The organism is Paenibacillus sp. JT31N7 (genome assembly GCF_059692095.1).
The window spans coordinates 329,307-351,301 of the sequence record NZ_JCAUAT010000004.1 but is presented as its reverse complement, the minus strand read 5'-3'; the positions used below and the strand labels follow the sequence as shown (position 1 = coordinate 351,301).

The window sequence follows — 21,995 nt, the reverse complement described above, 5'->3', positions numbered from 1 at the left end:
ATAAGAGGACGCGCGGGGGAACGGAAATACGAATACGCGATGCCAATCATTACAAAAACTTATGATACAATGGAGACAAAGGACGTAAGCTCTTTTTCCTTTTCCAAAAAAGGCTTTTTAAAAGCCAAGTTTTTAGACACATGCAGCCGTTTTCCGGCTGTCTTCTACACTTACACTCGATTGCGGAGGAATTTACGATGATCGTCGATCATTTGCGCGTGTTTGCGGCCGTAGCGGAACAGCGCCATTTTTCCCGGGCAGCGGAGGCCCTGAATATTTCCCAGCCCGGCGTCAGCCAGCATATTCGTAATCTGGAGCAGGAGTTCGGCGCTAAGCTGATGATCCGTTCTCCCAAACAGGTAAAACTGACAGAAGCCGGAGAGCTTCTTTATGCGAGAGCCAAAAAAATTCTGAGCCTGTACGAAGAAGCCCGGCAGGAAATCAACGCTTTGCGGCACGTGGTGACGGGATCGCTTAAAATCGGCGCCAGCTTTACGATCGGCGAATATATTCTTCCCCGCCTGCTGGCCGATTACGCCAAGCACTATCCGAAGGTAGACATCCATTCGACAATCGCGAACACCGTCGAAGTCGTTCAAGGCGTCCGCCGCGATCATTTTCATATCGGGCTGATCGAGGGTGTCGCGGACGCTCCGGACGTAGAGATCGAGCCTTTTATGGAAGATGAAATGATTCTCATCGCTCCGCGCGACCATCCTTTGACCCGGGAACCGTTCAAGCTCCAGGCCTTGCAGAACCAGACGTGGGTTTGGCGGGAGCCCGGGTCGGGAACACGGGATTACAGCGACAGGCTGATCGCCGAATGGCAGCTGAGCGTGAAGCGCTCCTTTATGTTCAGCAGCTCCCAGAGCGTGAAGGAAGCGGTATCCGCCGGGCTCGGTATCGCTCTCTTGTCGAGATGGATCGTGCGCAAGGAGCTCGAATCGGGAGAAATCGTCCACTTGGGAGCCGGCGGCCGGCGTCTGACCCGGACACTGACTATGGTGCGCAGAGCCGCCGGCGAAAACTCGAAGGCCCTGGAAGTATTCGTCCAGAAAGTCCGCGGCGCTCATGAGGCGATGCAGGCTCCGGGCCCCCCCTCTGCACCTTGACTGGTTTCCGGTCCGATTTCCGATCCGTTTTCTTGTACAGACGTCATAAGCTAATAGCTGCGGTTCCGTTCGTTTTCTTGTTCCAAAACTCCCCTGCTTCACATGGCCCTTCCCGGCGTTAAATAGTCGGTAGTCTGTAACGGCCTGCCGAAACCGTGCGGGAGCTTCCGGCTCCCCGCGTTAGCGGCAGAATCCGTTACGTCCATTACATGTACGGGGAGAATACGCATGGAGCCCTTAAAACGATCCGAACGGAAAACCCGGCCCCCGGGCCGCTCTTCCGGAGAGACATTGAAGCACACCGAAAAAAGCTGGCTGTCCTCGAAATGGCTGAAGGGCGGTATCCTGCTTCTCGTCTTCTTCATTTGGGCGGGCATCGTGGCCGCCGTTCATACACACAAAGCTTTGCCTCCGGGCTTGTCGTTCGAAGGAAAAGCCTACCGGGCGGAGAACGTGGATTTTCTTTATGATCTTTCCTATAAAAAAGACGGCGGCTATCATCAGGAACAGATGATTTTCGACCGGGTCAACCAAGCTATCGCGGAAGCGAAGGAATTTATCGTGGTCGACATGTTTCTGTACAGCGGTTACTACGACAACGACCAGTCCTTCCCTCCTCTGAGCGGACAACTGACGGAAAACCTCTTGGACGCCAAGCGGAGGAACCCGGACATGCCCATCACGGTCGTTTCCGACGAAGTGAACACGACCTACGGCTCGCACCCGTCTCCGGAGCTTGAACGGCTCAAGGCAGCCGGTATCGGGGTCGTACTCACGGACACGGTCCCGCTTCGAGACTCCGTCCCACTGTACTCCGCCGTCTGGCGCATGGGGTTCCAGTGGTTCGGACAGTCGGGCAAGGGCTGGCTGCCCAACCCCCTGGCGGATTCCGCCCCCAAAGTGACGCTGCGCTCTTATTTGAAGCTTTTCAATGTCAAAGCGAATCACCGCAAAGTCGTCGCCACCGAAAATACGGCGCTGGTGCTGTCCGCCAACCCGCATGACGCCAGCTTCAACAACTCGAATATCGGGTTTCAGATAACCGGCAGCAAGGGCTTCATCTCCGAAGTCGTCGGAACGGAGCAGGCCGCTTCCGTTATGTCCGGCGGGCCCGCGCAACTTCAGCCGAAGGCGGCCGATAAGCCGGGGGAGCCCGAACGTCCCGAAGCGGCGTCCGGAAACGGAACGCAAGAACCGGCGGCTTCCTCCAAAGACGCCGTAACGGTGCGTCTGCTTACGGAAGGGAAAATCTACTCCCGCCTGCTTGCCGCTATCTCGGCAGCACCTAAGGGCAGCGAGATCCGCATGGGCATGTTCTATCTCGCCGACCGCAAGGTCATCGACGCGCTGCTGGATGCTTCCGCGCGGGGCGTATCCATTCAACTGCTGCTCGATCCGAACCAGAATGCGTTCGGGCACAGCAAGACCGGAATTCCCAACCGTCCGGTCGCCGCGGAGTTGAGGGAGAAATCCGGCGGTAAAATCGCCGTGAAATGGTACAACACCGCACAGGAGCAGTTTCATACGAAGGTGATTGATATCCGCGATCCGGACGGCAACGCCGTCATTAACGGAGGTTCCGCCAATTTCACGCCCCGTAATCTCGACGATCTTAATCTGGAAACGAACGTGGAAATAACGGCTCCCGCCGGCAGTAAGATTACCAAGGACCTCGACCGCTATTGGGACCGCCTGTGGAATAACCGGGATGCCGAGTATTCCCTGGACTATCCGGCCTATGAGGATAAGCTGGTCGGCTTCAAGCGGATCGTGTACCATTTGCAGGACATGCTCGGATTTACGACTTACTAATCTCAAATCCTCGCTAAGTTCTTAGTCTATTTGTTATTTTTGTAATTTTTTCCTTGATGATGGTATAATCTTCTTAATAAGAACCTATGTGATTTAGTACCTGATCATAAACAGATTTTTTGGGGAAACAGATAACAATTAGGAGTGAATTATTTGTTTAAAAAAAATATTGTAGTGATATCTGTTACTGTTGTACTTTTGCTCATCGCTGCTTCATTAATCTATAGCCAACAGAAAAATAAAAATTTAGGCATGGAAAGCATTGTAGGTCATTCGTTATCAGTTGTTCTTAATAGCTATGATGAGATAGCTTCCATTAAAATGGAGAGCTTTTCCCCTGATAATATAGCCAGCTTAAGACAAAAATTAGTAAAAATTGAGGCCTACTCAGATATAATAGATCAAGCGGTCGAACACGAGGTGCTAAAGCCTATAGCTGCAAATATGCTGTCACTAGCTGAAAATATGGAAAAGAGCTATAAAGCAAATGACGGAAAACTTACTGACAGAAGTAAAGAAGACTATAAAATATTGGAAACAGAAATACAGAAATTAATTCCTCTTATCCACAAAACTTATTACGTACCTGGAACTGAAGCGAAAGCTTCTTTAAAAATTACTGAGCAGGGGATTAATCAAATTAAAGAAAGACTTAGTAAGTATGTTGCAAGTACATTAAAATAAAAAAGGTAGGGCAGGGGTATCCCCCACCCTACCTTTTTTTAGTAGCCAGTGTAATCTTCAAGGCCCAATACAATGAAATTCGCGGTGTTGTCCAAAGCCTTTGCATCATCCAACCACGATTCGTCAATATTGGCAAGCTCGATAAGTGTTTTTTGACCAGCCCGATTTGTGTCGCGAATAACTGCAAAGTCGCCTTCGTGTGCAGGAGTACCATATCGTTTCGCAATAGCCTCCGCAAAAGCTTTCGAGGATACAGTACCTTTTTGATAGTATGGACCATAGGTTCCAAATCGGGCGTTAACGTGAATACTTATTTATCCATTAACGCCGGGGAAGTTCTGATTAATGTACTGTACACGTTTATTTACGTCGGAATCCAGTGTCTCTCCTCCAAAATCAGTATCACTGGTACGTGTCATATAAACAGTGCATCCTTTGGCCAGCAGTTTGTTTTTAAGAATATTACTGAACCGCAATGTGACATCCTTTTCTTTTCTAGAACCATAGGTTGCTCCATCATGACGTCCACCATGTCCTGGGTCAATGATAAAAGATCTTCCGCTAATACTTGGCATATAAAATTACCACCTTCAAAATAAAGTTAAGGGTTCTGGCCAGAAACCCTTTCACTTATATAGGTAACTATCAATATACTTTTAAAACTTGATTTCGAATTTCATTTTATAAATTTCTTACATAAAGGCTACCTGATTTCTCGATTTATCGTATAATCTTTACATATTACTGACAGAAGAAAGCCATTCTTTTTCCCCAGTGACTATGGTATAGTTGCAAGTGGATTTAGAAAGGTGGGACATCACGTGAATACAACTCCAATTCCGGCTTCCACCAAAAGCAGACAGCGGACTGCTTACTGGAAGCCTTTTTTATTTATCGCCATTCTCATAGGCGGATTGTTTTACGTAAAGTGGGAGCCATACTTCCACAAAGCTCTTACCGCGGCCGCCAAGCATGACATCGGGAAGTCGATTCTCGCCGGCACCGCCGAGCCTTCGCTGGCCGCGGCTTGGGACTACTCCGTCGTCTATTTCAAAGCCGTCTGGAAAGCCGCGATTCTCGGCATCGTCCTCGGCTCTCTGCTTCAGGTGCTGATCCCGCAGGACTGGCTGAAGCGGGTATTCGGCAAGCGCACCTTCGGCAGCACGGTAGCCGGCGGCCTTAGCGCCATGCCCGGCATGATGTGCTCCTGCTGCGCCGCTCCGGTAGCGGTCGGCATGCGCAAGCAGTCGGGCTCCATCGGGTCGGCTCTCGCCTTCTGGATCGGCAACCCGGTACTGAACCCGGCAACGATCATTTTCATGGGCTTCGTGCTCGGCTGGAAATTCGCCGTCCTGAGAATAGCCGCAGGGATCGTGCTCGTGTTCGGCGTCTCGTACTGGGCGGAGCGCCTCGTCAAGAAGGACGAGGTAGTGACCGGCGAGCTTCCGAAGACGCCGGCTATGCAGCCGCAGTCCGGACCGGTTGTCGTCCGCTGGCTAAAAGCGCTCTGGACGATGTTCTGGACCGTGGTTCCCGTTTACTTCATCGCCGTGTTCATTCTCGGCGCCGTACGCGCCTGGCTGTTCCCGGCCCTTGACCCCGCGATCGGCAACAGCCTCGTCGCCTTGATCGGGCTCGCTTTGGCCGGAACCCTGTTCGTCATCCCGACCGCCGCGGAAATCCCGATTGCCAAAACGATGATGGCCCTGGGACTGGGTACGGGCCCGGCCGCCGCGCTTATCATGACGCTGCCCGCCGTTAGCCTGCCGTCCCTGATTATGGTGCGCAAGGCTTTTCCTGCGCGGGTTCTCTGGTTCACAGCCGGTATGGTTGCCCTGACGGGAATCGTAACGGGCGTAGTCGGCATTTTCGTTCTATAAGTCGGATTTGCAATTCAGGCTTTGATTCGATAAAAATACTTTACGCGAGAGGGCGGGCCAACCCCTCTCGTTTTTCTTTTGCCCAATTAAAAGACAGCGATTGCAAAAAACAGCTAAAAGAGAGCCCGCGAAGCGGATTCCGACAGCCTTTCTGCCTTGAAAATCACGCCTTTTCCGCAATTGACAAGGTTTGGGACATCCTGTAGTATTATCACGGAAAACCGCATATTTGTGGAAACAGGTATTTTAGAGACACTCTAAAATTTAAAAGGGAAGAACGGTGAAATGCCGTCGCGGTCCCGCCACTGTAAGGGGAAACACTCTCATTCACATCCGGCAAGAAGCCACTGGAACTAAGACGTTCCGGGAAGGCGCCGGTATGGACGCCCCGAGCCAGGAGACCTGCCTGTTTTGACAGCACTGATACGACCTACGAGGAATAGGGAGGTGTTTGAGATCGCAAACTTTTTTTGTTGCGTGCATAAGACATCGTGTTCCCGTGCGAAGGGAAGGATGTCTTTTTTTGTGTGCGGAAAAGAGGCCCGGGACCGGAAACCGCCGGATCGGAATCATCGGAAAGAGCTTGCGGAGCCGGCAGCCTGGCCGCCGGTGTAAAGAATCAGCGTTCGAAAGCACAGCCGGGTAAAACCCCGTTCTGCCGCATCACCGCCAATTAAGGCGGCCCCACATCATAAAGGAGGATTTCCGATGAATATCCGCAAACCCCTGGCGTCTTTCCTGCTTATAGCCGGAATCGTCTGCTTTTTCCTGATAAACGAGCCGGAATCGGCTTACGCCATGCATATCATGGAGGGATTTTTGCCGCCCTTCTGGGCCTTATTCTGGTGGGTTGTCTTCCTGCCATTCTTCATTCTGGGCGTCCGCGCTCTGGTCCGAATTACAAAAGAAACGCCGGAACTCAAGCTTATGTTGGGCCTGGCCGGCGCCTTTACGTTCGTTCTGTCCGCCCTGAAAATCCCCTCCGTTACGGGGAGCAGCTCCCACCCGACAGGTACCGGACTCGGAGCCATCTTGTTCGGACCGCTCCCCATGAGTGTCCTCGGCTCCGTCGTCCTTCTCTTCCAAGCCCTCCTGCTGGCCCACGGCGGTCTTACGACACTGGGTGCCAACGCATTCTCCATGGCTGTTGCGGGACCGTTTGTCGGCTATGCCGTGTACAAGCTCATGATCAAATCGACGGGCAGGCAGAAGCTCTCCGTCTTTACGGGAGCCGCGCTTGCCGATCTGACCACCTATCTGGTCACTTCCGTGCAGCTTGCAGTGGCATTTCCCGCAGCCGAGGGCGGCATGCTCGCGTCTTTCGCCAAATTTGCGGGCATTTTCGCCGTGACTCAGATTCCGCTCGCCATCAGCGAAGGATTGCTGACGGTACTGGTTCTGGGCTGGCTGCAAGCCTACACGCCGCATGAAATTTCCGCTCTGCAGCGCAATTTGAAGGGAGCTGACCGTTCATGAAAACGTGGAAAAAGAATGTGTGGATTCTGGTTGCGGTCGTCCTGCTTGCCGTGCTGCCGCTCGTTTTCGTCCAAGGAGAGTTCGGGGGAGCGGACGGAGCCGCGGAAGAAGCGATTCAAGAAATCGCTCCGGATTACGAGCCCTGGTTCGCGTCGCTGATGGAGCCTCCGGCTGAAACCGAAAGCATGCTTTTCGCACTGCAGGCTGCGCTCGGGGCCGGTTTTATCGGGTATGTGATCGGCCTGTATAAGGGGAAAGCCTCCAAACCGAAACCCAAGGCATGATGCTCAAGCGGATTGACACGATTTCTTATGCCAACGCTTTCCGGGGAATCTCCCCCGTCTGGAAGTGCGGATTCGCCGCCTGCCTCTTTATCCTGTCCTATGTCGGGACGCCGCCGGTTCAAGCGGCTGTGTTCGGCTGGATCACCTTTTGGTCCCTGCTTTATGCGCGTGTTCCCGGCAAGCTTTACTGGCTCGTTTACGGCGGATCTCTGCTGTTTTTCGCCGCCGGCCTTCCGGCTCTTCTGCTCGAATTCGGAAGAAATACGGGGACCGGGACCCCCCTTTCTTCGGGGTGGACCATCGGAACGGCCGGTTCGTGGACCGTTTATGTCACGGGGGAATCTTTAGCCCGCACGGCGGAACTGTTTATGCGGGTTTCCGCCTGTCTGGCTTGTCTGCAGTTTGTTTTGTTCACGACACCCTTGCTGGAAATTCTTCAGGTGATGAAAAAAATCCGCGTTCCTCAGATCGTGATCGAGCTGACCCTGATTATGTATCGCTTCATTTTTTTGCTCGCCGATACGGCTCACGGTATGCGGACCGCCCAGCGCTGCCGGGGCGGCCAGAACGGATTCTTGGGCGGGCTGCGCGATACCGCTCTGCTGATCGTTCATCTGTTCGGCCGGACGATGCAGCGTTACCGTGGCCTAACCTACGGGCTCACTTCCCGCGGCTTCACGGAACAGATCGAACTTGCCCCCTATGAAGCGGCCCCCGTCCCGCGTCGCTACAAAGCCGAAGGCGTGATGGGGATTCTTATGCTGACGGCAGCACAGATTTGGCTGAAATGGAGGGGACTCGCATGAATCCGAATCCAGATCAGAATCAGAACCCGATTATGGAACTGGCGGGCGTCGTCTACAGCTATCCCGGCACCGGAAAAAAGGCCCTGGACGGACTCAGCCTAACGATTCCGGCCGGCCGGAACATCGCGCTTTGCGGACATAACGGCTCCGGCAAATCGACGTTTTTCCTGCATGCCGTCGGCATTCACCGGCCGCAATCCGGAACCGTTCGCTGGAAGGGTGCTCCTGTGTCCTACAAACGTAAGGATCTGCAAGAGCTTCGCAGACAGGTGGGGCTCGTGTTCCAGGACCCCGAGCAGCAGCTCATTCTCGGTACGCCGTACGAGGACGTCTCCTACGGCTTGCGGAACGCCGGCGTTCCCGAGCCGGAAATCCGCGTCCGGACCGGGGCGGTATTGGAAAGAATGGGCCTGGAACAGCTCGCCCACACCCCTATCCATCACCTCAGCCTCGGGCAGAAGAAGCGCGTCACTCTGGCCGGCGTTCTCGTGCTGGAGCCGAGCCTGCTGCTGCTCGACGAGCCGACGGCGTATCTCGACCGCGCGTCGGAACGGCTGCTGCTGGATGAGCTGGCGGACATCGGGCGGAGCGGCGTCACCGTGGTCATGGCGACCCATGACATGGACCTGGCCTACACGTGGGCGGACCAAGTGCTGGTCATGGACAAGGGCGCATGTCTGCTGCAGGGGACGCCCGAGCAGGTTTTCGCGGAGACGGAGACCATCGAACGCATCGGTCTGGAACTGCCCCTGCTTCTCCGGCTGTGGCAGTCCCTTCCCCGTGCGCTGCGGGAAGGCTCCGGCCCGCCAAGGAGCGCCGATGCCTTCGGGGAGCTGCTCACGGCCCGGCTTCAAGCGGCTGCCGCGAAGAGCTAGCCGGTTCTCGCCGACGCAAAAAAAAGCAGGTCAGGAATTTCTCCTGTACCTGCTTTTTGTTAGGTCTCGAACCGAGCCGGGCAAAGCCCGTTTGTGCGGCCGTTAAAACCCGGGCCGCGCTCTTTTCCCGATGCGATGCTTAAGCTTTCTTGATATCGAAAGAGCTTTTCAGCGATACCGTCAAATTGAAGACCAGATGGTCCTTCGTGGAGGCTTTAGGGTCTACATTGAAGTACCCGTGGCGGAAAAACTGGAACTTATCGTTGCCCTCCGCATCCTTCATGTTCTCCTCCACAAAGCCGTTCAGAAGCTCCAGAGAATTCGGATTGATCCGGTCGAGGAATGTACTTCCTTCTTCCTTCTCCTCCTGTTCCGGAAGGACCAGCGGCTCGTAGAGCCGGAACTCGGCAGGCACGGCGCGGCTCGCTTCCACCCAGTGGATCGTCCCCTTCACTTTGCGGCCGGTAAACCCGCTACCGCTCTTCGTTTCGGGATCGTAGGTGCAGCGGAGCTCGATCACGTTACCCGCTTCATCCTTAACCGCTTCTTCGCATTTGATGAAGTAGGCGTGCTTCAAACGCACTTCGTTGCCGGGAAATAAACGGAAATATTTGCTCGGCGGATTTTCCATGAAATCGTCCTGCTCGATATAAATCTCCCGTGAAAACGGAATTTGGCGGACGCCCATCTCCGGGTTCTCCGAGTTGATTTCCGCGTCCAGCATTTCAACCTGGCCTTCGGGATAATTCGTAATAACCACCTTCAGCGGTTTTAGAATGCCCATCGTGCGCGGAGCCTTCAATTTTAAATCTTCCCGGATAAAATGATCCAGGTATTTCACATCGACCGTGCTGTCGCTCTTCGTCACGCCGATTTCGCGGCAGAAATTGCGGATCGATTCCGGCGTAAAGCCCCGGCGGCGCAGCCCCGAAACCGTCGGCATGCGGGGATCGTCCCAACCGTCCACAACCCCTTCGTCCACCATCTGCTTCAGATAGCGTTTGCCCATGATCGTATCCGTCAGCTTCAGCTTGGCGAATTCGTATTGATGCGGTACATGTTCCGTTTCGCACTCCTGGATGACCCAGTCGTAAAGCGGACGCTGGTCCTCGAACTCCAGGGTACAGATGGAGTGGGTAACCGCTTCGTAGGCATCTTCCAACGGATGCGCGAAAGCATACATCGGGTAGATGCGCCAGGCATCCCCGGTGCGGTGATGATGCGCGTGCGAAATACGGTAAATGACCGGATCGCGCAGGTTGATATTCGGCGAAGCCATGTTGATTTTCGCCCGGAGGACCATTTCCCCGTCCTTAAACTCGCCTTTGCGCATGCGCTCGAACAAATCCAGGCTTTCTTCCGCCGGACGGTCCCGGTACGGGCTTTCCTTGCCCGGCTCCGTAAGCGTTCCGCGGCCTTCACGGATTTGATCCGCATTAAGCTGGCACACGTAGGCTTTTCCTTTGCGGATCAAAAACTGCGCTTTTTCGTACATATAGTCGAAGTAATCGGAAGCGAAAAAGAGGCCGTCCCATTCAAAGCCCAGCCACTGCACGTCTTCCTTGATCGCTCTGACGAACTCCTCGTCTTCCTTGGCGGGATTCGTATCGTCGAAACGCAGGTTCGTCTTGCCCCGGAATTCGTCCGCGAGTTCGAAGTTCAGGCAGATCGACTTCGCGTGCCCGATATGCAGATACCCGTTCGGTTCGGGCGGAAAACGCGTGACGACCGTATCTACACGGCCTTCGTTAAGATCTTCGATCACGATGTTTTTAATGAAATTGGTATTAGTTGTGCCGCTTTTGTTCTCCATCCGGATCAACCTTTCTTTCTTATCGGAAATCGCTGCCGCAGTCCAATTCGGTATTTGTATTCCATCATACCCATAACAAACGGAGAGTTCAACCTGCAAAAGACGATCGGCGCCCCGAAAAAGTCCCCGACCTTTCCCTTCCTTCGCGTCTTCATCACTCTTTATTCCCTCTCAAGGCCGTTCCTAAGTATATTCCTCGTTTTTCCTTTGCCGACCCGTACAGCCTGACCGCACTGTAAATATCGCTTTTCTTTAAAATGCCCCTCGGGCCCGCACAGATTACCGCGCCATGCTCTGAAGCCAAAAAACCGCCCTCGGATCGAAGCCCGAGAACGGTTCTTAACGAAAGGTTTGTGCGAGGTACCCCGAGAGCATTCGAAAAATACGGAGTACCTACGATAATGTCGGATAATAACCCGATATTCCCGGTTTTTCCCGGTCGTTTCCGGTTGTTTCCGGTTGTTTCGTGTTATTTCAGATCATGCCGGGCGATTCCCGAGCATCAGCCGCAGCTCCCAAAATTTCCGGCGAAGCTCTTGCCCCTCTCCCGTTTCATACAGAAAACAGACCAGCCGTGAAAAATCAGTACTCGCGCGCGCTCAGCTTGTAAATCACGCTTGCGGATTCCGCCCGCGTGGCGCCGTTCAACGGCTTGAATGTGCCGTCTTCATAGCCGTCGATCAGACCGAGCCCGGCGGCCTTCCGCATAAACGGCACCGCCCAGGTCCCCGCCGTGCCTTCGTCGGCGAAAGAAGCCGTCTTCGGCACGGGAAGCCCGTCCGGCGTTATGCCGCTGCCGTAAGCGAAGGCGCGTACCAGCATGGCGGCCATCTGCTCGCGCGTGATGGGCTCGTCCGGCATGAAGCGGTCATCCGTGACGCCGGAGACGAGCCCCGCGCTGTAGGAGCGGGCGATGACGTCGGCGTACCAAGCGCTCTTCGCGACGTCACGGAACTGCTGCTTGCCGTCCGCAGCAGATGGAAGCTGCAGCAGACGGGCCAGCATTGCCGCGAACTGGGCGCGTGTCACGCCCGCCTGAGGAACGAAACGGTTCGCGTCCATGCCATCCACGATCTGCCGGGCGGCGAGAACTTCCACAGGTCTTTTCGCCCAGTGAGTGTTCATATCCGCGAACGTGCGGCTGACCGCGAAGACGGCCGCATACGAAGAACCTTCGACGGCAAACGTCATGCCGCCCTCATTTTCGATACCATTTACATACTTCCACTCCGAATCGTCCTCCGAGTAAACGAAGGCGCCCATTTTCTCGGGATCGGCCCCCAAATCGGACGCCGCGGCATGAGCGAGGGTCACGGTTGCGGGCTTTTGAAGATTCCCGATCATCCGGCTCCCGGCCGTTATTTTGATCTCCAGGATGGAAGACATAGGCGATGCGCCTTCGGGATAAGCCGATGTCAGGCTCTCGGTCGCGTGCGCCCGGCGGAGTGAAAAAACCACTTCCTCACTGCCGTCCACTTGTAGAGAACCCGGGTCCATCCTCAGCGTTCCTTCGCTGGTCATAATGAGCAGTCCTTTGGGCTGGCCGCTGCGGAAGAAGGATGCCGGAAGATGAACTTTCGCCCCGGCGGTGTTGTCTTTTCCAGACGAGACGGCCTGCACCCCGATCAGGGTTACATCCGGATTTTTAAGCAGCGGCTGCAAATTCTCGTCGGCAACCTTTACATCCAGCATGGCATAGCCTTTTTCCTGGATCACGGTTGAGTCCGCCTTCACGGCAGTGGCGGGTTTTTCCGAAGGTTGTCCGTTTCCGTCCTCCCCTCCGGTATTCCCGCTGCTTGTCGCGATATCGTAGCGGTAGGTCTGGACTTCACTGACGGCTCCGCCTACGGCCGAGATAACTCTCAGGGTGCGTGTCTGGGAGATCTCGATAGGACCGGTATAAACGGCAGACTGTACGGTAGGTGCCGCTCCGGTCAACGTGTAATACATTTTGGCACCGGGATCGGCTGCGGTCAGCGTGACTTTCTGTGTACCCGTGTAGCTTCCGCTCCGAAGACTGGCCTGCGGAGCTTGGGGCTTCTTCTCGAACGTAAGCTCGCCGCTCACCCAAAGCGGACTTTTCTCATCGTTGTAGGCAACCAGTAAATATTTGCCGGCTTTATCCGGCTTGTATGTAAGAGAAGCTTTTCCTTGACTGGCTTGAAACGTTAAAGTTTTAACGAACTGGGGCTCCGTGCCGTTCGACGTGTAAGCGAACAAATCCGCCTTACCGGCACCGCCGGCACCCGCTGCGAGGGAACCGTCTTTGTTAAGAAGCCGGATGTCAGCCTGAAGCTCGCCCGTTCCGGTCAAATTCGTATCGCCGTTAGCCGCTTTGATATTTACACGCGGTGTTTCCATGGCTTTCTTGACATCGATCAGCCCGGACCCATATTCATCGTCAAAACCGGAGGGTCCGAGATCCTTGGCGGTTTCGGAAATGATGCGGCCTACGCGCTCTACCCTTTCGGGAGTGGAAAGTTCATCCAGGCCCGCATCCCCGGCGAGGATTAGAGCGGCAAGGCCGGACACCATCGGAGCCGCCATAGAAGTGCCGTTGCGTCCCGTGTAGCCGTTGCCCTTGTCCGTGCTGTAGATGTCCACTCCCGGTGCGACTACGCTCAGGCTGCTGCCGGAGTTGGAGAAATCCGCCACGATAAATTCCGTTTGGGGATACCAGTCCACGGCGCCTACCGCAAGGACTCCCGGCAGCTTGGCCGGAAAGGCCACATCCTTCACGAACCGGTGGGCCAACGGATCTTCGCTGCCTTTTACCTGGTCCAGTTCTCCCGTATCGTTGCCCGTCCAGTGATTGCTTTCGTTCCCTGCGGCGGAAACGACGATTACGCCTCTTTGCAGCGCATATTGGACCGCTTCTTCCATAACCCGGGAAGAGCTCGCCGACGTCAGGCTGAGATTTACCACATCCGCTCCGTGATCTACGGCCCAATAGATGCCTTCGGTAATGACGTCCGTTCTTCCGTAGCCTTCGTTGTCGAGAACCTTAACGGGCATAATTTTGGCTCCGCTGGCCACTCCGGCAATACCGACTCCGTTGTCCTTCCGTGCCGCAGCAATGCCCGCCACGTTCGTGCCATGGCCGTTATCGTCCCGGGTATTCGGCGTGTTAGTGACGAAATTGTACCCTTCCACTAGGCTTCCTTTCAGATCGTCATGGGAAGGGTCCACTCCCGTATCGACAACGGCGATCACAATACCGGACAGTTTGGCATCCGCCGTACCGGTATCCGCGAGATCCGACTGGATCGCCCGGTACCACCACTGCTGCTCCACGTAAGGATCGTTCGGCACGGAAGCCGCTTTAGCGGGCGAATCCGCTGCACCTGCGGCACCCGTCGTTGTCCGTGCCGCCGCTCCCTGCCCGGCTCTTCCCTTCGTTCCGGCGGCCTCCGTCTCGGCGGCCCATACGGGATAAACGGGTTCGACGAAATCCACGTCGGGGTCGTTCTCCAGCTCCTCAAGCACGTCCGAAACCGGCTCGGACTTGGGAAATTCCATCGTGACCAGACCCTTGGGTCCTACACGCTGCTTGTATTTCGGACTCGGCGGATCGGGAAGTTCCGCTTTCTTCTCGGGACCCATCAGACCCATCCTACTCATCGTATCCGCTTTTTCTTTGTATTTGACGATAACTTGGCCAGGCAGCGCGTCCTTCAATGCCTGCGGTCTTTCATAGCGGGGAGACGAACCGCTTTTTTTCAAAGAAGCCGGAGGCTCCGCTCCGAACGCCGGGATAGACAGACTTATGAACAATAGTGCGGCAAGCACCAGCAGACTTATTTTCCGCATACAAAAAACCTCCAAACCTCACATCGCGATCCTTATTAGGCATTCGCTTCCGGTTCCCGAATTCCTGCTTCATCCCCACTTTTGTAAATAAACGGAATATATGAAAGGATTTCTTCCTCAAACTTGCTGAAAGTCATGCAATCTCTTCGCAGAGGCCTCATTATGGAGCTATTCTCCCGAATATTTGTTATATCCTGCATAAAAAGTTCTTTCGCCTCTTCCGCCGCATTAGATAAACGACCGACACTGGCCTGTCATCGTCTTACACGCCGCCTTTTCACGCCGAGCGCGACTTCCCGCGGCGGTGCGGCGTCGCATGACGGCGGTCACCCGTGCAAGTGCCGGCAGGACACAGCATCGCAGCGTATAGCGGTGGTCATCCAGGTCAGCGCCGGCAAACACACAGTGTGCCGAACCGGTAGTTCGGCATGTTTCAGCCGTCCCATTCCGACCCGATGCCAACAAATCCGCGGCAAGGGAGGCTCTGTTAGCTGCGGATATGGGCTAATAGAAGCGACAACCGGAGCTCTGCCGCTTGCCGTACGCGCCTCCCTCGTCTCCGTAAATATGCCGGAATGCCGCAGGGATGCTTTCGATTACGTCGCTGGCCAGAACATCCGCAAGGGAGTGGCGCTCCTCCGTCAGCAGACTGGCAGCGAGCCCGTGGATGTACACGGCATTGCTTACGGCCTGCAGAACGTCCTCGTGCTGCAGGAGAAACGCCGCCGCGATGCCTGTCAGCACGTCGCCGGAGCCGCCCTTGGCCAATGCGGCGCTGCCCGTCGTGTTGACGTGCTGCGTGCCGTCCGGGGCCGCAACGATCGTGTGCGGCCCCTTCAGGACGACATAGGCGCCGGTCTCGGTCGCAAAGCGGGCGGAAACGCCGAACCTGTCGTCCTCCACCGCCGCGGCGGTACTGCCCGTAAGCTGGGCCATTTCGCCCGGATGCGGCGTCAGCACCGTCGGCTTGCGGCGCTTTCGCAGCAGCGGCAGAAGCTCTCTGGCGTGGAACAGGGCGTCCGCGTCCAGCAGGACCGGCACGTCCTGGCGCAGCACCCCTTCCACGACAGCCCGGCCGCCCGGCGTGCGGCCCAGCCCGGGCCCAGCGGCGATTGCGCCGAAAGAGGCATCGCCCAGAGGCAGCTCGCCCCGGAAGTGACCGTCCGCCGACGGTGAAGGCAGGTACATCGCCTCCGGGTAATGCCCCGCAGCAATCGCGTGGATGCAGTCCGGCACGGCCGCCGTCACGAGCCCGGCTCCGCTTCGGAGCGCCGCGCGGGATGCGAGCACGACAGCCCCGGGCATCGGCAGAGACCCGCCGACCACCAGCAGCCTGCCGTGCGTCCCCTTGTGCGAGGACGCTTCCCGGCGCGGTAGGGTCCGCCGCACATCTGGCAGTGTCCACAGGGAGCGGCGCGGCAGGCCCGCGGCTGCGGCAGGAGGGATGCCGATGTCGGCCACGATCAGCTCGCCGCAGTAGGAAGCGGCCGGGTTCGTGAACGCCCCGAGCTTCGGGTACTGGATCGTCACGGTGACATCCGCCCGCACGGCCGCTTCGACCGGTCCCCCGTCCGCGGGAACACCGCTCGGAAGATCGATCGCGTAAACGTCTGCCGCACGCTGCTCGTTGATCTTCCCGATCAGGTTCCGGTACGGCTCGCGGATAGGGCCGTTCACTCCGATGCCGAGCAGAGCGTCGACAATGGCGTCCGCCCGCTCAAGCTCGCGTTCCAGTTCGGCCTCCGAGCCTCTGTAATCGGAAGCGGTGTAGCCCGATTTTTCGTAGACGGACAAAGCGGCCGCGGCGGTCCCCCTGATTTTGTCCCGAGGCGGAATCAGCCACAGAGAAACCGGCCGGCCGTGCGCCTTCAGGACTCTGGCGATCACAATTCCGTCCCCGCCGTTGCTTCCCGCACCGGAGAGCACGACAACCGGCGCCTCCGGCGGAATGCGCTCCAGCAAAAGAGAAGCGGCCGCCCGGCCCGCGCTTTCCATCAGGGTGTCGGGGCTTATACCGATGAGGTTTACGGTTTGACGGTCGATTTCGTACATGTCTTCGCCTGATACGATTCGCATCGCTTGGACCTCCTTAAGCGGTGGTTTCGGTTCGGAAGAAAAATCCCGTCCGAATCTCTTATTCTATTTAATCCTCTACTAACCAGTATAAAAGGCTGGCACGCAGAATTAAACTTTTGGGTCAAGTAGCGGATAACCGGGAAAAAAGAAGGGTTTACCTTCCCGTTACGGAAAGGTTTACGATAGAAAGCAGAGAAAAGCGAAATTCCGGCACGCTGCCGGTTGAAATAGAGAGGAAGGCCGCTATGTACATCAAAGAAGCAGCCAATCGGCTGGGAATATCGGCACGGGCTATCCGCTTTTACGAAGAAAAAGGGCTAATCGCACCGGGTAAGGAACGGTCCAGTGGTTACCGCTCTTTTACTGAACAAGAAATCTGGAGGCTGCAGACGATCGTCGCTCTCCGCGAATCCGGCATGTCCGTCAGCGGTATTCAGGCCGCTCTGGAGCAGGTGGAACGAGGCGAGCACGATGAACTGCTCCATTATCTGGAGCTGCAGCGCTCTGTCCTCTATGCCCGTATGCTGGAGACCGGACAAACGCTTCAGACGACCGACCATATGATCGGGCTTTTGCAGCGGAGCCGCGGGCTTCCCTTAGAGGACTTTTACCGGCTTGCCCAGGATTCCAGAGAGGTCCGGGAGCTCCGCAACTGGGAGGACCGTTGGAACTTCGATGAGCTGGCTTCTTCTCACGACGAGCGGGTATGGAGCGGGGATTCGGCCTATCCCGGTTACCGGGAGGCCCTTGAACGGACCGTGGAGGAAATAAACCCGGCACCCGGGGAAACGGGGCTCGATCTGGGCACCGGGACCGGCAATCTCGCCGGATTGTTTATGGAACGCGGAGCGGTTATGAACGGAGTCGACCAGTCTAAAGAGATGCTCCGTATCTGCCGGTCCAAATTTCCGGGCATGACGGCCAAAATCGGCAACTTCCTGGCCATTCCCTACACGGACGGGCAGTTCGATTTCGTGGTGACCAGTTTTGCGTTTCACCATTTGTCCGGCAGGCAGCAAAAATTGGCGCTGAACGAAATGGCACGGGTGCTGAAACCGCGGGGCCGCATCGCGATTACGGGTTTTATGAACCTCCATGAGGATGGAAGAATCCCGGCTGATCAACATCGTTCAGGTTCACCGGCTTGTGAATTGGATTTTTGGGACTGGTTTGCTCCAAACGGTTTTGAAAGCAAGTGCCTCAAGCTCTCACCTGAGCTTTATCTAGCGGCCGCCCGGCGCGTGTTTACGTGACACAGGAGCTTCAACGGAAAACTAGACCGTTCGACATCATCCCGGCCTGTAGCGGTATACCGGTATCCTGCTCTGCATACCTGCGAAGGCATTGGCGTGCTTTGGTCTTATCGAAGCGGAGAAGGCTGTGCTTGATCTGGAACCCAAAACCCGCTTGACCTTGCCGCTGCGTTAACGCTTAGGGTGTAGAGGGAATCTCATTCCGCATCTTATTACGCACATGGAGGAACGAACCGCATGCCCGACCATACCGACATTTACCTCAATCAGACTCAGCTGTACGACCGGATGATCTCCAGACAACCCGGCTTGGCGGAAAGAATTGACCGCATCCGCCCGCATGAAGGGCTGGACATCGTGGACATCGGAGCGGGAACGGGCCGCCTGACGGCCGCTTTGGCGCCGAGGGCCGCATCGGTCACCGCCCTGGACGCCTCGTCCGGCATGTTGGAGATTACCGCTTCCAAGCTCCGGCAGGCGGGGCTGACGAACTGGCGCTGCACAGCCGCCGACCATCGCAGCCTTCCTCTGGCGGATGGTTCCGCCGATCTTCTCGTCTGCGGCTGGAGTCTCTGCTACCTCGCGGGCCCGGACATCCCGGGCTGGGAAGCTGACCTGGCGGAAGCTCTTGCCGAGATGAGACGGGTGCTGCGCCCCGGTGGAACTCTTATCTTGCTGGAAACGATGGGCACCGGCACAGAGGTTCCGGACCCTCCCGCGTTCCTGAAGCCTTACTACGCGCTGCTGACGCAAAAATACGGCTTCGCCCACGAGACGTTCCGTCTGGATTACACCTTCGCGTCCCTGAAAGAAGCCGAGGAAATGGCACGCTTCTTCTTCGGAGAGGAGCTGGCGGCGAAAACCGTGCGGAACAACTGGGTCACGCTGCCGGAGTGCGCCGGGATCTGGTGGCTGCACATGCCGGCGGGGACGTAAACGAGTAACGTTTACCGCGTTCCCGCTTGAAGCCGTATCCCTCCGCTTCTTTTCCGCACCGCGCGAAGCTCCAGCGCGCGGTGCTCGGCGTCACATGACGGTGGTACTTAAGACCCGGCGGTTTCGGTGGAGCACCCAACATGAATGGCTTCCCTGCGACGGCCCTCTCCTCCCGATCCGCCCAGGCAGCGGGCGCACCAAAAAGCCCTGCAGACGATATTCCGTCTGCAGGGCTTACTTCGTTCACAGAAAGCCGCCCACCCACAACCTGGAGAACACACGCGCCGAGTCCGGACCGGCTCGTACGATTCGCGGCATGCCGTATGCCTCAGCAGGTTAGCGGGCCATGACGCTTCCCGGCTAAAACAGCTTGATTACGGTCAGCTCGGCGATTTACGCTCTGCCTAAAGCCCAGGTTAACCCTGAGCCCGTTCCGCAACAGCGCGGGCGATCCATACGCCCGCCGCCCCCGCCTGGGCCAGTCCACGCGTTACGCCGGCGCCGTCCCCGCCGCAGTACAGGCCTGCGATTTCGGTTTCGAGCTGCTCGGTGAGCTTCGGACGGGCGGAGTAGAATTTCGCTTCCACGCCGTAAAACAGCGTATGCTCGGACGCGATGCCCGGCGTTACTTTTTCCAGTGCTTCTACCATCTCCACCAGGCTTTTCATCGTGTTGTAAGGCAGAACGAGCCCAAGATCGCCGGGAACGGCCTCTTTCAAGGTAGGCTCCAGGAACCCTTCCTTGATCCGGCCTTCCGTAGAGCGGCGGCCGCGGATGATGTCGCCGTATTTCTGAACGATGACGCCTCCGTTGGAAAGATCGTTGGCGCGCTTGCAAATCTCGCGGGCGTATTCGTTCGGTTTGTCGAACGGTTCCGTAAACTGGTGCGAGACGAGCAGGGCGAAGTTCGTGTTCCGCGAACCGAGCGCCGGATCTTTGTACGCATGGCCGTTGGCCGCCATGACACCGCTGTGATTTTCCACGACAACATGCCCCGACGGATTGCTGCAGAAGGTGCGGACGCGGGTACCGACCGACGTGTTGAAAATGAACTTCCCTTCATACAGATGCTTGTTGATTTCCTGCATCACGACATCGGATGTTTCCACGCGGACGCCGACGTCAACCTGGTTGTTGTACATTTTCAGGCGGCGTTTGCGCAGAACGCTCGTCAGCCATGCCGAACCGTCGCGGCCGGGCGCCACGACAACGGAATCGGCTTCGATCTCTTCTCCGCTGTTGAGCACAATGCCCCGGATTTTATGGCCCTCGGCCGTTTTACTCGTCAGCAGGTCGGCTACTTCCGTTTTGAAACGCATGTCCACTTTCGTTTTCAGGTACGTGTTGATGGACCGGAGAATTTCGAGATTCTGCTCGGTCCCCAGATGGCGGACCTGCGCCCTTAAGAGCTTGAGTCCCGCCGCATAGGCACGGTTTTCAATGGAGGACACGACGTCCGTAAGCGGATCCGTCAGCGTCTGCTGGGCGCCGTGCTTCAGATTGATGTCATCGACATACCGGATGAGATCCAGCACGCGCGAAGGCGGCAAATAGTCCGTCAGCCAGCCTCCGAATTCCGTTGTGATGTTGAACTTGCCGTCACTGTAAGCACCCGCACCGCCGAAACCGGCGGTAATCGAGCAGGCGGGCAGGCAGCCTGCAAATTCCTTGCGTCCCGCGGCAGGCGGGCACAGCTTGATCTTCTCTTCCAAAATCGGACAGCGGCGGTTGTCTATGTCAAGCCCTTTATCTACAAGCAGCACGTTAAGGTGCGGTGATTTTAACGAAAATTCATAGGCAGCGAATATCCCGGCCGGTCCGGCCCCCACAATAATGACATCGTAACGGTTGCTCATGATCGTATCCCCCAGTCAGTTATGAAAGGTATCAGGTTTGAGCCGGGCACGCAAAAAAATCCCGGCCTTCGAATGGTACGGTAAAACCGTCCATTCGTAGCCAGGAATTTCCGGTTCCTTGTAGAGACCTCTGGCCCGTATTGCCAAAGATATACGAATAGGTAAAACGCAGATTTAGTTGTTAACGGAGACGTTCGCCCCTTAAACAGGTTAACGAAAATTATGTTCGAAGTCAACCTAAATCCCATTAAACATTCGGTTTATTTTTTGTAAATAGTGATTTTACACAGAAACGGAACGCTTAAATTGACTAAAACACGAACATTAATAAGAAAACGCAATATAGCCTGCCGACAGCCACATCACAACCGCCGACACCTTGCCCAGTACCGCCGTAAACCGGGCGGACCCGCTTACCCGGCCCGTTAACCAGCCCAATACCGCCAAACCGAAGAACCAAACCCAGGAAACAAAAATGCACGCCAGAGCGAACGCCCACTTATGCGTTCCGGTATACTGCAGGGAGCTCGTCCCGATCACACCTACCGTATCCAAGATTGCATGAGGATTCAGCAGGGAAACCGAAGCGGCGAATGCGACCTGCCTGCGTGCGGGGTATCGCGTCTCATCACCGGGTACGAATGCATCAGCGTCCTTGCGAGAAGAACTTTTCCACGTTGTCCATCCCATATAAGCGAGAAAAATTACTCCCGTCGTCATGAGCACGGTTTTGATCCACCAGATTTTCAAGACAAGAACGGAGACGCCGAAAACCGCCAAACCGATCAGAAGCGTGTCGCAGACCGAAGCGGTCAGAACGGCCGGAAGGGCGCGGGTATATTTTTTATGCAAAGCCCCTTGATTGAAAATAAATACGTTCTGCACCCCGAGAGGCAAAATAAGCCCCAAAGCCAGTACAAAGCCGTGCAGAGCGGCCGCAGCCGTCAACATCATGCCGATTCCTCCATCTCTCTACGATTAATCTCTTGTCTTCCCTCCTCATGATATAGAAAAATCAGCGTTTGTGCTCAAACTGACCCGCTCCCTCTCCATGAGAGAATTGTTTGAGAAAGGGCTCCAGGCAGGCATCCCCCTGAATCCGGGAGATTTGTACGACCCTCTCCCCGGCCCTTATCTCCGGATTTCATATTCCTACGCTTCTTTTGAGGATCTGGAAAAGGGGCTGCAGGGGCTCTCCGCTTTGATCCGCAGACTTGCCCGCTGAGAGAATGTCATCGCTCGGGGCTTTTGATCCGGTTTGCCGGACCGGACGTCTAAAAACCTTTTTCCCGCAATAGGTTAAGCAGGAGACGACATCCGGA

The 21,995-nt window shown here is 56.1% G+C and carries 17 protein-coding genes and 2 riboswitches; of the genes, 11 read left to right on the top strand and 6 right to left on the bottom strand.

Translation table 11 applies throughout. From position 1 onward, the window contains the following. Nucleotides 1-197: 197 nt before the first annotated feature. From AC58P5_RS20220 to AC58P5_RS20210, 3 genes are all read left to right on the top strand, one after another. On the top strand, nucleotides 198-1,112 hold the full coding sequence (locus tag AC58P5_RS20220) for a LysR family transcriptional regulator (protein WP_497389698.1): 915 nt from the start codon (nucleotides 198-200) through the stop codon (nucleotides 1,110-1,112). A gap of 228 nt (nucleotides 1,113-1,340) precedes the next feature. After that, on the top strand, nucleotides 1,341-2,924 hold the full coding sequence (locus AC58P5_RS20215) for a phospholipase D family protein (RefSeq protein WP_497389696.1): 1,584 nt from the start codon (nucleotides 1,341-1,343) through the stop codon (nucleotides 2,922-2,924). A gap of 153 nt (nucleotides 2,925-3,077) precedes the next feature. Next, nucleotides 3,078-3,608, top strand: coding sequence for a hypothetical protein (locus tag AC58P5_RS20210; RefSeq protein WP_497389694.1), 531 nt, complete (start codon nucleotides 3,078-3,080; stop codon nucleotides 3,606-3,608). A gap of 314 nt (nucleotides 3,609-3,922) precedes the next feature. Here AC58P5_RS20210 and AC58P5_RS20205 read toward each other — a convergent pair whose 3' ends face one another. Further along, nucleotides 3,923-4,183, bottom strand: a complete 261-nt coding sequence (locus AC58P5_RS20205) for an N-acetylmuramoyl-L-alanine amidase family protein (protein WP_497389692.1) — start codon at nucleotides 4,181-4,183, stop codon at nucleotides 3,923-3,925. 246 nt (nucleotides 4,184-4,429) lie between these two features. Here AC58P5_RS20205 and AC58P5_RS20200 point away from each other — a divergent pair, with 246 nt between their 5' ends. The 5 genes from AC58P5_RS20200 to AC58P5_RS20180 all read left to right on the top strand — a co-directional run bounded on the left by AC58P5_RS20200 (nucleotide 4,430) and on the right by AC58P5_RS20180 (nucleotide 8,929). Further along, nucleotides 4,430-5,488 carry a permease gene (locus AC58P5_RS20200; protein ID WP_497389690.1) on the top strand — a complete coding sequence of 353 codons (1,059 nt, stop codon included), beginning with the start codon at nucleotides 4,430-4,432 and terminating at the stop codon, nucleotides 5,486-5,488. A gap of 222 nt (nucleotides 5,489-5,710) precedes the next feature. Further along, nucleotides 5,711-5,912, top strand: a riboswitch (cobalamin riboswitch). Between the two features lie 284 nt (nucleotides 5,913-6,196). Beyond that, complete coding sequence (locus tag AC58P5_RS20195) at nucleotides 6,197-6,964, top strand: energy-coupling factor ABC transporter permease (protein WP_497389688.1); 768 nt, start codon at nucleotides 6,197-6,199, stop codon at nucleotides 6,962-6,964. Continuing rightward, nucleotides 6,961-7,248: an energy-coupling factor ABC transporter substrate-binding protein gene (locus tag AC58P5_RS20190; RefSeq protein ID WP_497389686.1), complete on the top strand. Its 288-nt coding sequence runs from the start codon at nucleotides 6,961-6,963 to the stop codon at nucleotides 7,246-7,248. Before AC58P5_RS20195 ends, AC58P5_RS20190 begins: the two co-directional genes overlap by 4 nt. Then, the gene (cbiQ, locus tag AC58P5_RS20185) at nucleotides 7,245-8,054 is read left to right on the top strand and encodes a cobalt ECF transporter T component CbiQ (protein WP_497389684.1); all 810 of its coding nucleotides are present in this window, start codon (nucleotides 7,245-7,247) and stop codon (nucleotides 8,052-8,054) included. Before AC58P5_RS20190 ends, cbiQ begins: the two co-directional genes overlap by 4 nt. Next, the gene (locus AC58P5_RS20180) at nucleotides 8,051-8,929 is read left to right on the top strand and encodes an energy-coupling factor ABC transporter ATP-binding protein (RefSeq protein ID WP_497389682.1); all 879 of its coding nucleotides are present in this window, start codon (nucleotides 8,051-8,053) and stop codon (nucleotides 8,927-8,929) included. The genes cbiQ and AC58P5_RS20180 overlap by 4 nt, the downstream gene beginning before the upstream one ends. Before the next feature lie 139 nt (nucleotides 8,930-9,068). On the opposite strand, the gene AC58P5_RS20175 is transcribed toward AC58P5_RS20180, so the two are convergent. From AC58P5_RS20175 to AC58P5_RS20165, 3 genes are all read right to left on the bottom strand, one after another. Then, nucleotides 9,069-10,742 carry a glutamine--tRNA ligase/YqeY domain fusion protein gene (locus tag AC58P5_RS20175; protein ID WP_497389680.1) on the bottom strand — a complete coding sequence of 558 codons (1,674 nt, stop codon included), beginning with the start codon at nucleotides 10,740-10,742 and terminating at the stop codon, nucleotides 9,069-9,071. A 582-nt stretch (nucleotides 10,743-11,324) separates the two neighbouring features. Beyond that, nucleotides 11,325-14,552, bottom strand: a complete 3,228-nt coding sequence (locus AC58P5_RS20170) for a S8 family serine peptidase (protein WP_497389678.1) — start codon at nucleotides 14,550-14,552, stop codon at nucleotides 11,325-11,327. Between the two features lie 504 nt (nucleotides 14,553-15,056). Further along, nucleotides 15,057-16,628 carry an NAD(P)H-hydrate dehydratase gene (locus tag AC58P5_RS20165; RefSeq protein WP_497389676.1) on the bottom strand — a complete coding sequence of 524 codons (1,572 nt, stop codon included), beginning with the start codon at nucleotides 16,626-16,628 and terminating at the stop codon, nucleotides 15,057-15,059. Between the two features lie 245 nt (nucleotides 16,629-16,873). Between AC58P5_RS20165 and AC58P5_RS20160 the strand changes: the two genes are divergently transcribed. Beyond that, nucleotides 16,874-17,881: a methyltransferase domain-containing protein gene (locus AC58P5_RS20160; protein ID WP_497389674.1), complete on the top strand. Its 1,008-nt coding sequence runs from the start codon at nucleotides 16,874-16,876 to the stop codon at nucleotides 17,879-17,881. A 237-nt stretch (nucleotides 17,882-18,118) separates the two neighbouring features. After that, nucleotides 18,119-18,817 (top strand): class I SAM-dependent methyltransferase, encoded by a 699-nt coding sequence (locus AC58P5_RS20155; protein ID WP_497389672.1) that lies wholly within the window; start codon nucleotides 18,119-18,121, stop codon nucleotides 18,815-18,817. A gap of 416 nt (nucleotides 18,818-19,233) precedes the next feature. On the opposite strand, the gene AC58P5_RS20150 is transcribed toward AC58P5_RS20155, so the two are convergent. Together AC58P5_RS20150 and AC58P5_RS20145 are read right to left on the bottom strand one after the other, a co-directional pair. Next, complete coding sequence (locus tag AC58P5_RS20150; protein ID WP_497389670.1) at nucleotides 19,234-20,673, bottom strand: NAD(P)/FAD-dependent oxidoreductase; 1,440 nt, start codon at nucleotides 20,671-20,673, stop codon at nucleotides 19,234-19,236. Nucleotides 20,674-20,750: 77 nt separating this feature from the next. Further along, nucleotides 20,751-20,850, bottom strand: a riboswitch (purine riboswitch). A gap of 147 nt (nucleotides 20,851-20,997) precedes the next feature. After that, on the bottom strand, nucleotides 20,998-21,627 hold the full coding sequence (locus AC58P5_RS20145; protein WP_497389668.1) for a LysE/ArgO family amino acid transporter: 630 nt from the start codon (nucleotides 21,625-21,627) through the stop codon (nucleotides 20,998-21,000). Between the two features lie 70 nt (nucleotides 21,628-21,697). On the opposite strand from AC58P5_RS20145, the gene AC58P5_RS20140 reads away from it, so the two are divergent. Continuing rightward, the gene (locus AC58P5_RS20140; protein WP_497389666.1) at nucleotides 21,698-21,898 is read left to right on the top strand and encodes a hypothetical protein; all 201 of its coding nucleotides are present in this window, start codon (nucleotides 21,698-21,700) and stop codon (nucleotides 21,896-21,898) included. Nucleotides 21,899-21,995 lie beyond the last annotated feature (97 nt).

What these genes read in the sequence shown, in the direction of transcription:
- AC58P5_RS20150 (WP_497389670.1), bottom strand. Translation starts at nt 20,673, where the DNA reads ATGAGCAACCGTTACGATGTCATTATTGTGGGGGCCGGACCGGCCGGG.
- AC58P5_RS20180 (WP_497389682.1), top strand. Translation starts at nt 8,051, where the DNA reads ATGAATCCGAATCCAGATCAGAATCAGAACCCGATTATGGAACTGGCG.
- AC58P5_RS20145 (WP_497389668.1), bottom strand. Translation starts at nt 21,627, where the DNA reads ATGATGTTGACGGCTGCGGCCGCTCTGCACGGCTTTGTACTGGCTTTG.
- AC58P5_RS20165 (WP_497389676.1), bottom strand. Translation starts at nt 16,628, where the DNA reads ATGCGAATCGTATCAGGCGAAGACATGTACGAAATCGACCGTCAAACC.
- AC58P5_RS20215 (WP_497389696.1), top strand. Translation starts at nt 1,341, where the DNA reads ATGGAGCCCTTAAAACGATCCGAACGGAAAACCCGGCCCCCGGGCCGC.
- AC58P5_RS20170 (WP_497389678.1), bottom strand. Translation starts at nt 14,552, where the DNA reads ATGCGGAAAATAAGTCTGCTGGTGCTTGCCGCACTATTGTTCATAAGT.
- AC58P5_RS20205 (WP_497389692.1), bottom strand. Translation starts at nt 4,183, where the DNA reads ATGCCAAGTATTAGCGGAAGATCTTTTATCATTGACCCAGGACATGGT.
- AC58P5_RS20155 (WP_497389672.1), top strand. Translation starts at nt 18,119, where the DNA reads ATGCCCGACCATACCGACATTTACCTCAATCAGACTCAGCTGTACGAC.
- AC58P5_RS20160 (WP_497389674.1), top strand. Translation starts at nt 16,874, where the DNA reads ATGTACATCAAAGAAGCAGCCAATCGGCTGGGAATATCGGCACGGGCT.
- AC58P5_RS20190 (WP_497389686.1), top strand. Translation starts at nt 6,961, where the DNA reads ATGAAAACGTGGAAAAAGAATGTGTGGATTCTGGTTGCGGTCGTCCTG.
- AC58P5_RS20220 (WP_497389698.1), top strand. Translation starts at nt 198, where the DNA reads ATGATCGTCGATCATTTGCGCGTGTTTGCGGCCGTAGCGGAACAGCGC.
- AC58P5_RS20195 (WP_497389688.1), top strand. Translation starts at nt 6,197, where the DNA reads ATGAATATCCGCAAACCCCTGGCGTCTTTCCTGCTTATAGCCGGAATC.
- AC58P5_RS20175 (WP_497389680.1), bottom strand. Translation starts at nt 10,742, where the DNA reads ATGGAGAACAAAAGCGGCACAACTAATACCAATTTCATTAAAAACATC.
- cbiQ (WP_497389684.1), top strand. Translation starts at nt 7,245, where the DNA reads ATGATGCTCAAGCGGATTGACACGATTTCTTATGCCAACGCTTTCCGG.